This window comes from Rhodococcus sp. MurmanLake-1, assembly GCF_056945715.1.
Genome location: NZ_JBWZNF010000005.1, coordinates 325,934 through 338,005, shown reverse-complemented (window position 1 = coordinate 338,005; position 12,072 = coordinate 325,934). Strand labels below are relative to the sequence as shown.

The 12,072-nt window shown below is 62.8% G+C and carries 11 protein-coding genes; 6 read left to right on the top strand and 5 right to left on the bottom strand.

The window, feature by feature from the left end:
* Positions 1-2: 2 nt before the first annotated feature.
* Positions 3-1,625 (top strand): amidohydrolase, encoded by a 1,623-nt coding sequence (locus tag AC2ETI_RS16880; RefSeq protein ID WP_483634144.1) that lies wholly within the window; start codon positions 3-5, stop codon positions 1,623-1,625.
* Positions 1,626-1,715: 90 nt separating this feature from the next.
* Here AC2ETI_RS16880 and AC2ETI_RS16875 read toward each other — a convergent pair whose 3' ends face one another.
* Positions 1,716-1,868, bottom strand: coding sequence for a hypothetical protein (locus AC2ETI_RS16875; protein ID WP_060939319.1), 153 nt, complete (start codon positions 1,866-1,868; stop codon positions 1,716-1,718).
* Between the two features lie 198 nt (positions 1,869-2,066).
* Between AC2ETI_RS16875 and AC2ETI_RS16870 the strand changes: the two genes are divergently transcribed.
* Positions 2,067-3,305: an HNH endonuclease signature motif containing protein gene (locus tag AC2ETI_RS16870; RefSeq protein ID WP_069146186.1), complete on the top strand. Its 1,239-nt coding sequence runs from the start codon at positions 2,067-2,069 to the stop codon at positions 3,303-3,305.
* 88 nt (positions 3,306-3,393) lie between these two features.
* Here the strand turns inward: AC2ETI_RS16870 and AC2ETI_RS16865 are convergent, their stop codons facing one another.
* Genes AC2ETI_RS16865 through AC2ETI_RS16855 form a run of 3 tightly spaced genes read right to left on the bottom strand, consistent with a single transcriptional unit; the run spans position 3,394 to position 6,483 of the window.
* Positions 3,394-4,413 (bottom strand): DUF2804 domain-containing protein, encoded by a 1,020-nt coding sequence (locus AC2ETI_RS16865; protein ID WP_483634143.1) that lies wholly within the window; start codon positions 4,411-4,413, stop codon positions 3,394-3,396.
* A 2-nt stretch (positions 4,414-4,415) separates the two neighbouring features.
* Positions 4,416-5,168 carry an isocitrate lyase/PEP mutase family protein gene (locus tag AC2ETI_RS16860; RefSeq protein ID WP_483634142.1) on the bottom strand — a complete coding sequence of 251 codons (753 nt, stop codon included), beginning with the start codon at positions 5,166-5,168 and terminating at the stop codon, positions 4,416-4,418.
* A gap of 46 nt (positions 5,169-5,214) precedes the next feature.
* Positions 5,215-6,483: a cytochrome P450 gene (locus AC2ETI_RS16855; RefSeq protein ID WP_019744488.1), complete on the bottom strand. Its 1,269-nt coding sequence runs from the start codon at positions 6,481-6,483 to the stop codon at positions 5,215-5,217.
* Positions 6,484-6,611: 128 nt separating this feature from the next.
* Between AC2ETI_RS16855 and AC2ETI_RS16850 the strand changes: the two genes are divergently transcribed.
* From AC2ETI_RS16850 to AC2ETI_RS16835, 4 genes are read left to right on the top strand one after another with little or no spacing between them, the layout of a single operon-like run.
* Positions 6,612-7,247 (top strand): TetR/AcrR family transcriptional regulator, encoded by a 636-nt coding sequence (locus tag AC2ETI_RS16850; protein ID WP_020968862.1) that lies wholly within the window; start codon positions 6,612-6,614, stop codon positions 7,245-7,247.
* 9 nt (positions 7,248-7,256) lie between these two features.
* Entirely contained in the window at positions 7,257-8,672 is a 1,416-nt protein-coding gene (locus tag AC2ETI_RS16845; protein WP_483634141.1) for a hypothetical protein, read from the top strand.
* 13 nt (positions 8,673-8,685) lie between these two features.
* Positions 8,686-10,101 carry a hypothetical protein gene (locus AC2ETI_RS16840; protein ID WP_483634140.1) on the top strand — a complete coding sequence of 472 codons (1,416 nt, stop codon included), beginning with the start codon at positions 8,686-8,688 and terminating at the stop codon, positions 10,099-10,101.
* Between the two features lie 48 nt (positions 10,102-10,149).
* The gene (locus tag AC2ETI_RS16835) at positions 10,150-11,529 is read left to right on the top strand and encodes a hypothetical protein (protein WP_019744492.1); all 1,380 of its coding nucleotides are present in this window, start codon (positions 10,150-10,152) and stop codon (positions 11,527-11,529) included.
* On the opposite strand, the gene AC2ETI_RS16830 is transcribed toward AC2ETI_RS16835, so the two are convergent.
* Positions 11,486-11,911 carry an NUDIX hydrolase gene (locus tag AC2ETI_RS16830; RefSeq protein ID WP_007730102.1) on the bottom strand — a complete coding sequence of 142 codons (426 nt, stop codon included), beginning with the start codon at positions 11,909-11,911 and terminating at the stop codon, positions 11,486-11,488. The genes AC2ETI_RS16835 and AC2ETI_RS16830 overlap by 44 nt on opposite strands.
* Positions 11,912-12,072 lie beyond the last annotated feature (161 nt).

Here is a 12,072-nt window from a genome sequence, read left to right as displayed (position 1 = left end):
CCATGGCTGCTGATCTGGTTCTGTACGGCGACATCGTGACCATGCACGAGGAATCACCACGCGCCCAGGCGCTCGCCGTGACGGGCGGCCGGATCACGGCCGTCGGCGCGCGCACGGACGTCGAGAAACTGGTGGGGCCGGATACCCGCGTCGTCGACGTCGGAGGTGCCGCTGTTCTGCCGGGGTTCATCGAACCGCACGGTCACCCCCTGGAAGAAGCCATCGTTCTCGGGCCTGACGTCGTCGACATTCGGCCTGTCACGATCGCCGAGGCGGATGCCGTAGTTGCTGCCGTCGTCGACACTGTTCGTTCGCGAGGTGCTGCCGGCGCTTCTTTGAACGGTTGGGACCCGTTGCTGCAGAAGGGCCTACCCGATCCGACCATCGACTGGCTGGACTCCGTAGCGCCGGAGTACCCCCTCGTGATCATGCACAACTCGGGACACGTCGCGTATTTCAACACGGCGGCAGCAGTGCAGGCCGGCATCACCCGCGATACCCCCGATCCGATCGGCGGATCGTACGGCCACGACGCGACGGGCGCACTCGACGGATCCGCGTACGAAATGCCCGCGGTGTTTGCAGTCGCGGGCCACGCAGTCACCATCGGTGACGACTTCCCCGCACTGGTGGCGGCCGAATGCGCCCGGCTGAACGCCGCGGGAATCACCACCATCGCCGAATTGTCGTTCGACCCCAAGATGCGGCCCGCCCTGGCAGCGATAGCCGACGCCGGACTGCTCACCACCCGCCTGCGGCTCTACGAGATGTCCAACGACGCGCGCACTACCGAGGCGTCACCGGGCGACGGAAACGACCTGGTGCGCCAGATCGGCATCAAGGTCTGGTCCGACGGTTCACCGTGGGTCGGCAACATCGCCACCAGCTTCCCGTATCTCGATACCGAAGCCACCCGCGCGCTCGGGATCGCCTGCACGCACGGGCACGCCAACTACACCGGCGAACAGATCCACGACATCAGTTCCGCCTACTTCGCCAAAGGGTGGCAGATGGCGTGCCACGCGCACGGCGACGACGCGATCACCATGGTTCTCAACGCGTGGGAACAACTTCTGAAGGAGCACCCCCGGCCCGATCACCGGTTGCGCCTCGAACATGTCGGCGCGATGCGTCCGGATCAGTTCGTCCGCGCAGCGGAACTGGGCGTCACGGTCAGCATCTTCATCGACCACTTGCACTACTGGGGTGACGTTCTGGTGGATGACCTGTTCGGCCCCGAATACGGATCCGTCTGGGCCGCAGCAGGATCTGCACTCGCGGCCGGGCAACGGTTCACCTTCCACAACGACGGTCCCGTCACCCCCGCCAATCCGCTACGGAATATGCAGGACGCTGTCACCAGGCTTTCGCCCAGCGGCCGCGTCGTGGCACCCCAGGAACGGATCCCCGTGGACGCCGCCGTGCGCGCCCATACGGTCAACGCCGCGTGGCAGCTGTTCAGCGAAGATCACATCGGGTCCATCTATCCCAGTGCCTACGCGGATCTTGTTGTGCTGTCGGCGAATCCCCTCGACGTCGAGCCGACCAGGCTGGCCGACATCACGGTGCTCGCCACCATCCTGGAGGGTCGGACGGTGTACGGAGACCTGAGCGAGATCGGCTGATCGGTCGCCGAACGCCGTGGACAAAGGCCGATAACCTTCTCTGCTCGAGTTCCAAGGATTGTTGCGGAACCGGAGACGGCGCAGGTGGTCTCAGGGTTCAGTGCGGATGTCGTCAATGACCTGGGCAATCGCATGTTTCGCCCAGGCCGTGATCTGCTCGTTCGTGTCGCGGTAGTACGGCAAGGCAACCAATGCAATTGACAGAGCCCATGCGCGGCCACGCGTCCAAGTGCCCTCGTCCACGTCAACACGAAGCCGGAATGTATGCCGAGTGCTCGGCGTCAGCAGAGTCCATGCAATGAGGCAGTCGAGATTGCCTGCCGCAAATCGAATGAAGATCCGAAAAGTCCCAAAAATCGGAATTGTCGAAAATTATTGCATAGGAAGCGTTTTCGAGATCCAAGTCTTGTGTTCGAAACTTTGTTCGATTAGACTTTGAGCATGGACAGTCGGGAAGCGTGGCAGCTGGATGGCGAGGGCCTCAAGAGTGAGGTTCTGGATCTGGTGCGCGCCCGGCACGAGTTGCAGTCGCGGATGGTGTTGTTGATCGTCGAGATGTTTTCCCGTGAGGTTCTCGGGGGGAAGGGTTTTCGGGCGATCGCGCAGTGGTTGCATGGTTCGACGAATTTGGAGATCGGTGAGTGCAGTCTGCTGGTCGGGTTGGCGCGGTTGTTGATGCTCGAACCCGTTGTGAGCGATGCGTTTCATCGCGGTGACGTTGATGCGTTGAAGGCGCGGCAGGTGGCGTCGTTTTGTCAGCATCCACCCAAGAACATGACCCTGGCGGATGTGGACAAGGCTCGCGGGATTCTGCTCGGGTTGGCGTCGAAGAACATCGCGGATTGTGATGCGGTGCGGGCGGCGATTCGGCGGATCGAGAAGCAGTACGGAAAACGCGAGGACGGTGTTCCGGTCGGCGAGGATTCCGAACGTAACGAGTTCTACGCCTCGAAAGGCTTGTACGGGCGGGTCACTGTGAAGGGTGATCTGGATGCTGTGAACGGGGCACGGTTGATCACGTTGTTGTCGAGCCTGTCCGCTCCGACACCGGAGAAGGACGGCGTCAAGGACACCCGCACGCCTGCATTACGGCGGGCGGACGGGTTTTGCGAGTTGTTGCGCCGGTATGAGCGGGCGGGGTTGGGTCCGATCGAAGGCGGAGTGAAACCACACATCACGGTGACCGCGTCGGCCAAGGACATGACGGACCTTAAAGTTCTGAAAGACCTCCTGCCGTCGACCGATGAACTGGGGTTCGCGTGGACGGATTGGGTGGGCCCGATCAGCATCGACACTGCCCGGATGCTGGCCTGCGACTGCACCGTGACGCGGATCTTGTTGGATGAGAATGGTGTTCCGCTCGACTGCGGTAAGGAAGTAAGAACAGCGACGGTTCCGCAGCGGCGGGCGTTGGCGGTTCGTGATGGTGGGTGTGCGTTTCCGGGGTGTGGGACGCCGTCGGGGTGGTGCGATGCTCATCATATTGTTCACTGGAACGATGGTGGCCCAACGGATCTCGACAACCTGGTTCTGTTGTGCGGTCATCATCATCGGACGATGCATCACACGGAGTGGCGGGTGGAGATCGGCCCGGATCGAAAGACGGTGTTCTATCCGCCGATGTCGGTTGATCCGTATCAGCAGCCGATCGGCGGGAACAGCCCACCAACAGCAGCCTGAAGTGAAATAACTCGAGACGCGAGCACCGGGGCACGATCATGCCCCGGTGCCCATGCTGCGTTCCGTCATCTTCGCGGAGATGTACGGCCTACCAGCGGTTCCGAACCTCCTCGGCAAATCCGAGGAGATCTCGAACGACCACGGAGGTACCGTCGTCGAGGATCACTGTGCCGGAGAACTTTCCGAACACCTGATGCTGAATCGAACGCAGTACCCCGACGTCGAAAGTCGCGGCACGGTCGATGATCGGCTCGAAAGTCATCTCGAAGCGACCATCGTTGCTCGAGAAGTTCCACGGAGCGCCGTCGTACGTTCCCTGCGGGATGCCGAAGTCGATCCTGTCCAGTTTGTGTGCCCGACCGCCGACAAACACGATGTTCTCGCTGGCCGCCGTAGTGTCGCCGAAGCCGTAACCGATGTTGAATCCGAACCGCTCGCCGTTCACCAGTCCGGATGCAGAACCCCAGTACCAGGTGTTGTCGTAAGTCCAGACTCCCCTGCCCCAATCGAGAACGCCGAACGAGTCTTCCGAGCGAAATGTGAAGTCGTCGCTCCCGATTCGCACGGTCCCGGCAGCGGGCAGGCAGTTGATCTTCTGGTTGTAGTAAAACGATCGGGACGCCTTCGGAAACGGTGTAGCGATCACCATCCGGTCATCGGCAGGACCCGCCAGGAACAAATCGGCATGAAGGCCTCGCCCACCGTCGAAAGCCGGGTAGTCGACAATCAGGTGGCGCCCACCGTCCACATGGCGAAACTCGAAGCTAGCTTTACCTTTCGACACCACCACATCACCGTCGTCCGCGCTTTCGGGCAGACCGAGCCTTCCCATCGGGAACGGCAGCATCACGTTTTCGGTGGTCTCGTGCGGTGTTCGGAAATCGAGCCAGGAGACTCCGAGCAAGCCCATGTACCCGTTGTCGGCGACGGTCAACGCGATGCCGTAATCCGCAGTGAGAACGCAGTAGTAGTCCCACTCCTTGATCCGGAACTTGGGAGCAGTGATCGCAGAGCGTCGATACTTGCGAATCTCCGATGGGGCCCAACCCGTCTCGACCAAATGTCCGCCATCGTCGAGAAGCGGGCCGGGCGACATCAGTGTCTGCATTCTTACTTCCAGCGTCCCAAGATCTCGTTCGCACGGTTGGCCAATGCCATCTGGAAGAACGGACCGAAGCTCACACGTGCCACTCCGAGCGGACCGAAACTTGCCGGATCGTCCTGGTCCGGGATTCCGATCGCATTGATCGGAAGTGGAAGTTCGGACGTCAGGCGGCGCTGGGTCGCGTCGTCATGCCGCCCGACGGGGTAAAGAACGTCGGCGCCGGCGTCGGCCGCCAGCTTGAGGCGTGCGATGGCGCGATCGACACGATCGGACTCGTCACCGATCTGCTTCACGAACAGGTCGGTGCGCGCGTTGACGACAACGTGAACTCCGGCTGCGTCGGCGGCCTGACGAAGCCCACCCACGAAGTCGGCGTGCTCCTGCGCCTCACGCAAGCGTCCGCCTTCACTGTGAACGGTGTCCTCGATGTTGAGTCCGACAGCGCCGGCATCGATCAACCCGTCGATGAGAACTGCCGGCTCGAGCCCGTAACCACCCTCGATGTCCACCGAGATCGGGGCGTCGACCGCACCGGTGATCTGCTTGATCCGGTGCAGAAGTTCGTCGAAGGTGATGCCCTCGTTGTCCGGCTTGCCGATGGAATCGGAAACCGGGTGGCTGCCCACCGTCAGGGCTGCAAAACCGGCAGCCACCGCAAGATTCGCCGACCACGCGTCCCAGACCGTCGGGAGAATGACCGGGTTACCTGGCTGGTGCAATGCCAATAGAGCAGTTGCCTTGTCGTTGATCGAAGTCATGCGGTGGCTCCTCGAGATCGTGGGGTGTACCTCTCACCTACCGACTCTAGTGAGCGACCGGGCAGCCTGTGCTCTTGTAATCGACCTGGAACTCCTTGATGCCGTTGATCCAACCCGAGCGCAGACGGCGCGGATCACCGATCTTGGTGATGTCCGGGACGTTGTCGGCGATGGCGTTGAACATCAAGTCGATCTCCATGCGAGCGAGGTTTGCACCGATGCAGAAGTGCGCGCCAGTTCCGCCGAAGCCCAAGTGCGGATTGGGGTTACGAGTGATGTCGAACGTCATCGGGTTCTCGAACACGTCCTCGTCGAAGTTCGCGGAGCTGTACAGCATCACCACGCGCTGCCCCTTCTTGATCGACACTCCTGCCAGCTCGGTGTCCTCGAGCGCGGTGCGCTGGAACGCGGTGACCGGTGTCGCCCACCGGACGATCTCGTCGGCCGTCGTCTTGGGACGTTCCTTCTTGTACAGCTCCCACTGCTCGGGGTTGTCCAGGAACGCGATCATTCCGTGCGTGATGGCGTTGCGGGTGGTCTCGTTCCCTGCGACCGCCAGGATGAGCACGAAGAACCCGAACTCCTCCGGGCTCAAAGCGTCGCCGTCGATGTCGGCCTGGACCAGAGTCGTGACGATGTCATCTGCCGGACAGGTACGACGCGCGTCTGCCATTTGGTACGCGTATCCGAGGACCTCGGTGGACGCGACTGCCGGATCACCCTGGTATTCCGGGTCGTCGTAGCCCATCATCTCGTTGGACCACTTGAACAGCTTGTCCCGATCGTCCTGCGGTACACCGATCAGATCCGCGATCGCCTGGAGCGGCAGCTCGCTGGCAACCTGCTTCACGAAGTCGCCCGGGCCTTCGCTCACAGCGGTGTCGACGATGCTGCGCGCACGACGATCCAATTCGTCGCGCATGCCGTTGATCGCGCGCGGCGTGAACAGCTTCGAAATCAGCTTGCGGAGCTTGGTGTGCTCCGGCGCATCCTTGTTGAGCAGAAGATGCCGGAGCATCTCGACGGCCTCACGTGGCATGTCGTCGGCGAAACGCGCGATCGCGGTGTTCTCCCAGCTCGAGAACACATCGCTGCGCTGGCTGACCTCTTTGACGTCAGCGTGACGCGAGACCACCCAGTAGCCCTCGTCCTGGAATCCACCAACGGTCGGCGGCTGCTCACACCACCACACGGGCGCGCTTCGACGCAGTTCGGCGAATTCTTCGAAAGGGATCCGCTCCCCGAGGACAGCAGGATCGGTGACGTCGAATCCGGCCGGTAGGTCAGGCGTGCGAGTTGTGTCCGAGATGGTCATGGCGTCCTCTGATCGGTCGATTGTGCGCTACACCACAGAGTAGCTTTCACTAACAGACTGTCAAGTGAAAGACGGAGAGTCTCGTGCAACTGACCCGTGAGAGCCCCCGCGGCACTAGGATCCCGGTAATGACAGATACCTCCGGCAGACTGACGCTGCGAGAGAAGCAGAAGCAGCGAACCCGCGCAGACCTCGTGGATGCTGCCGGCGCGCTCTTCACCGAACGCGGATACGCGGCTGTCACCGTCGAGGACATCGCCGGCCGGGTCGGTTGCAGCCGCGCCACCTTCTACCTGCACTTCCCCGGCAAGATCGACATACTCAAGGCCCTCGGCTCGAACACGGTCGTATCCAGCACGCTCGCGATATTCCAGGATCTCGACCACGTACTCGATTCCGGTTCGCGCGAAGAATTCGCCGGCTGGATCAACCGCGCTCTCGACTGGTGCCGCGATCACCACCACATGATGCGGGCGTGGGACGAGGCCATGGTCCTCGAACCCGAATTCCGAACACTGGCACGTGAAGGCATCTCCGCACTGCCCAACGCGATGCCGTCGTACCTGGCACGCTGGCCGCAGAGCCGACACGACGAGGCGAAACTCCGGGTCGAACTCCTGCTGACACAGATCGAGCGCTTCTTCATTCGGTGGGCGGAACAGGGCGCGATCACCGCGGGTGCGGACGTCGCAGCAGACGTTCTCACCGACATCTGGTTTCCGGCACTCACGCCGCCCACGACCGATGTTGCGGCGCCGCGATAGGTTGGCCCGATGCCACTCGACCTTCGAGCGATCCTCACCACCGTCGCTGCACTCCTGTCCGGGATACTCGCGGCGCTGGCCCTGACCAATCCCGTTCTTCGCGACTGGGCCATCGTGGCCTCCCCCTCGGAAGTAGATCGCTGGATCAGCAGCGGACCGACTGCTGTCGGCCTCGGCGCCGTGATCGCCGTGCTTGCCTGCGCCCTCTCACAGCGTCGCGGGTCCCGTCGGGCGGCGTGGATCGCGATCGCCGTCGGCGTCGCCGTCATCGCGATCGTTCGGGCAGTCGTACCCGAGGTTGCGTCACTGGACCTGCTGATCGCCTTGATCATCGTCAAAAGTGTTGCAGCCGGCACCATTCTGGGCTGCGTGGTTGCCGTCAGTTGGGACCGCACTGCCACGAAGAACGCGACACTCCTCGGCGTGCTCGCCACCTTCCTCGCGATCCGCACGTTCGCCGGTGGGACAGCCAGGATGACGACGTCTTCGGTGGGTGAGCCGTCGTGGTGGCTGATCGGCGCCACGGCCGCAGCCGCAATCGCCTGTGCAGTGACCGCGCAAGCCGGCTTCCGGATTCGCAAGCCGGACTCGGGTGAAATCCGCATCGCTCTCGTGGTGATCACCGCGCTGGCGATCGGGCATCGAGTGCTCGGCGCCGTGATCGACCGCCAGCAATACGCGTCCGAAGCGACCGCCTGGATCGTCATGGTTTTGGCGGCAGGCGCTGCGCTCGCCTTGACGTGGATCGCCGCTTACCGCCTCGGCGACACCTCCGGTGCTGGTGGCAAGTTCCTCTGGGCGGCAACCGCACTGGCCGCTGCGTCGGCCCCGCTCTTCGTCGACATCGCGAAGGGTTCCGGCCACTGGGGAGACCTGAAGTCCCCTTGGGTACTGGTGCTTTTCGCGGCCCTGCCGGTTGCCGTCGGATTGAGGCTGCACAAGCAGGTGCCAAACCTAGTGCCCATCGTCGTCCTCGTTGCGGTTCCGCTGTCGGAACTACTGCCCTTCGACTCCGCGCACGGCGTCTGGTCAATCGCGCTGAAGATCGCCGCGCTGGGCCTCGCCGCCGGTTTGCTGTTCGGTTCCCTTGCTCCCGGCAGCCTGATCGACGCCACACTCGGACTCGCCATTCCCTTTGCCGCGATGACCTTCTCGTCGATCGCCATTCTCACCGATCAGCTCACCGCGCCGCCAGAGTTGACAGCGGCAGACATTCAGCGATTGATGGAACTTCCCATCCCGGCGCACGTCAGCGCCAACGGAGGACTATTCGGACGCGGAATAGGCATCACCATCGACTACGTCACCCCTCAGACCGTCGGCGCTGCAATCCTCTTCGCCCTGATCATCGGCTTCTGTGGTGCGGCGATCCTTCGACGATCCCACCCACCCGTCGAGGTATCGGAACCCACCGAGACCGCCTGATCGGGACAGACCGATGACCATCGACCTCCGGTCATGGACCGGCGCCCTCGCAGCCTTTCTCTCGGGAATCCTTGCCGCCCTGGCGCTGACGAACCCAGCGCGAATGAGATGGCCTGTTACCGAGCCGCAGTCGAAGATCGACCAATGGATCAGCAGCCAATCCACCAGCGTCGTGGTGGGCGCCATCGTCGCCGTAGGGGCCTGCGCGTATCTCCAGCACCGCGGTTCTCGCAGGCGTGCGTGGGCGTTTGTGTACTCGGGCGTCGTCGTGTTGATTCTGATCAGATTCCTCGTCGCCGAAGAAGTCGGTCTTGATCTGCTGAGCGTTCTGGGTTTCGCCAAAACCATTGCAGCCGGACTCATCCTGGGCGGCGCTGTCGCCGCATCGTGGGACAGCCGCCTCGGACGCAACCTGCTGATCATTGGCGCGGTGTCGACGTGGTTGGCCGCGCAATCGTCCACCGGCGATTTGATGCCCGTCAGCACGTCGTCCATCGGCGAACCTGCCTGGGCACTTCTGTTGCTGACCCTGATCTGCGCAGTGGCGTGCGCAGTGACAGACGACTCCGAATTGCGGATCAGCGAAAGCGAACCGGGCGTCGCCGCAGCCGCTCTGGCAGTTGTCACCGGCCTCGCTGTCACCCAACGGATTCTGAGTTCGGTCGTCGACCGGCAAGAGAACCCACCGACGTTTTCGGGTTGGCTGGTCATGGTCGCGTCCACCGTCGCCGTCCTCACCCTGACCTGGTTCTGTGTGAGGAGACTGGACACAACTTCAGGCAGTGGCGGATTCCTTTGGGCTGCAACCGCTGTTGGAGCCGCCGCCACGACGGTGTTCGCGGATCTGACCGACCGCTTCTTTCTCGACGGTGACCGAACCTCGCCGTTGGTGATCGCTGCCCTCGCGATCATCGCGGTCGTCTTCGGCTTGTCGCGTTCCCGACACCGGGATCGCACGATCGCAGGTCTGGCTCTGCTGGCTGCGATCCCGTTGTCGGAGTGGATCTTCGACGGCGAACACGAACTTGCTCTACTGCTCCGCATTGTCGCGCTAGGCGTCGGGTCGGGATTGCTGCTCGGATCCGTACTGCCGTCGAATCCCGTCATCGGGGCGCTGGGGTTGACGGTTCCTTTCACTGCCCTGGTCTTCATGTCGATCGGGCAGCACGAGATCGAAACAGTGTCGTCAAAGTACGTCAAGCACGATCCGTCATCGACGTACTTGCAGGACGAGTCCGGACTGCGAGCCTACGTCGACGCAACCGAGCCCGACGCAGCCTTCCGAGCCGACGCCGCGTTCGTTATCGTCGATGCAACTGAAGATCCGCCACGCTCCGACGGCGCGGCACTTCTGATGTGTGTAGTTGTCGTCGCCACCGGGATCGCGCTCCGCCGCCGCAGCCCCGTTGACACACCGTCACCGGACTGAGACCTCCTATTGCGGTGCAACTGGTACCGGATTGACTATTTTGGAGCAGTGCCCATCGCCCGCAGGACGCTGCTCGTCGCACTGAGTGGTGTGACGGCATTCGTCGTCACCGTCGTCGCTTTGGCACCGTTCGTGAACAGCCAGTCGACGTCGATTTCAACGGGCGACCGATTCTGGTCCATCTCGACCATCGGCGCCGGCGTCTTGGCTGTGGTCGCGGTCGGGACAGCCGCGATGATGGCCCGTTGCCGATTGCGGACCGCGGCCATGACGGTCTTCGGTGGGCTCCTCCTCGAACTGCCCGGGCTCTACGATCACAACTTCGAGGCACTCTCGCCCGTCGGTGCGGGAGTCGCTGTCGGCGCGGTGACGGTTGCTGCCGCTCCCCGGGTTCGAACTGCCTCGGTCGCGGGAACGATTGTGGCTGTGCATGTCTCGGATTCACTCCTGGACGAAGACGCAATTCCTCGGCGGTACGCGGACTACATCGCCGACAACACCAACCAGTTTCAACCACCAGTGTTGGGGGCAACACTGCTCGCGCTTGCATTGGCAGCCGCCTGCGTCGCCGCGTTCTGGTTCCACGACTTCGACAAGGACCACCCCAAGGAACGGATGGCCGTTCGGCCCGTGACGATCGCGGCGGTGCTCACGCTCTTCGGCGTCGCGGCAAATTGGTGGTTCGAGATCACCACCGTCACGGCGGCCGTACCCCTTCTACTCGTCGCGCTGGTGATCACGGTGATCTGCGCGCGGGTGTTGGGCGACGGAGGTCGAATCCTGCTGATGTGTACCGCAGCCGTCGCAACTCTGGCGGCGGTGTCGGCGAACCGTCCCGCAACCGAGGCCATGGAGTGGTCGAAGACCCCCGCCTCCACCGCCGTCGTGATCGGAGTCGTCATCGTCGCCGCGGCAGCAATCGGCGCGATCGCTCCCTCGCGGGTCGTCGGCTACGGATTGCTCCTGACGGTGACGGTCGCCGGGATCGTCAGCTACGCCACGTCGCCGTCGCCGAAGATCGGTGACGTTCTCACGATCAGCGATCTTCTTGTCGCCTTCACCTCTGCGGTCGTCACGTACGCGATCGCCAGCGCGATGTACCGAGAGCCACCGCGGACCGGAGCGTCACGAGCCCTCGTCGGACTCGGTGTCATCTTCGGCCCGACGGCGCTGGCCCTGCTCGTCTATCCGCAGTTCGACTACGGATGGACCGCGTACACGCCGCTCGACGAGAACAAGCCCTTCAACGGCATCACGACGGTCGGCCCGTTCGAAATCTCGACCGACATCCTGATACTCGACGCCTTGGCACTGATCATCGTGGCCGTCTGCGCCTATGCAAGTCTGCGCTTGGGGCGAGTCAATCGATCCGTACCTCCGCCGATCAGTCGATCAGATCCATCGACGCCAGGCGATGGAACACTTTGAGTGATCCCGGCGCCACCTCGTCCATCGCTGCGTACTCGGCGAGCGTGAAGTAGCGGAACTCGGCGATCTCGCTGGTCGGGTGCGGGTCTCCGGCCATCTCCGCCAGATAACAACTCATGTGCAGGCCCGTGTCCGCGGAATGTCCGAAAGCGTGAGCCTCGAAAACGTCGAGGAACGTCACCGTCCCGTCGACCAGATCGACGTCGAGTTCCTCCCGAATTTCGCGGTGCAGTGCCTGCTCGGGCGTCTCACCCGGGTCGATCTTTCCGCCGGCCATGTAGAACGCGGTCTTGCCCACGGAGCGGGTCTGGATCAGCTTGCGGTCACGAATGTGCGCAAGGGCGGCGGTACGGATGATCGTGGTGGGAGTCGACGAATTCACGTCGTCCAACCTACGTGTATCAGCGAGTGCCGATGATGTCCGAATCGACTCGCTGCACATCGAAACTGCCACGCCCGGTAATATGTACGCAAAGACAACCTCTCCGACTAGGTGAATTGTCTCGTTAATCCGATAGGTTCGATTTTGTTCGGACACCCCGC

Coding starts and splice junctions, on each gene's coding strand:
- AC2ETI_RS16880 (WP_483634144.1), top strand. CDS start 3: ATGGCTGCTGATCTGGTTCTGTACGGCGACATCGTGACCATGCACGAG.
- AC2ETI_RS16870 (WP_069146186.1), top strand. CDS start 2,067: ATGGACAGTCGGGAAGCGTGGCAGCTGGATGGCGAGGGCCTCAAGAGT.
- AC2ETI_RS16865 (WP_483634143.1), bottom strand. CDS start 4,413: ATGCAGACACTGATGTCGCCCGGCCCGCTTCTCGACGATGGCGGACAT.
- AC2ETI_RS16860 (WP_483634142.1), bottom strand. CDS start 5,168: ATGACTTCGATCAACGACAAGGCAACTGCTCTATTGGCATTGCACCAG.
- AC2ETI_RS16855 (WP_019744488.1), bottom strand. CDS start 6,483: ATGACCATCTCGGACACAACTCGCACGCCTGACCTACCGGCCGGATTC.
- AC2ETI_RS16850 (WP_020968862.1), top strand. CDS start 6,612: ATGACAGATACCTCCGGCAGACTGACGCTGCGAGAGAAGCAGAAGCAG.
- AC2ETI_RS16845 (WP_483634141.1), top strand. CDS start 7,257: ATGCCACTCGACCTTCGAGCGATCCTCACCACCGTCGCTGCACTCCTG.
- AC2ETI_RS16840 (WP_483634140.1), top strand. CDS start 8,686: ATGACCATCGACCTCCGGTCATGGACCGGCGCCCTCGCAGCCTTTCTC.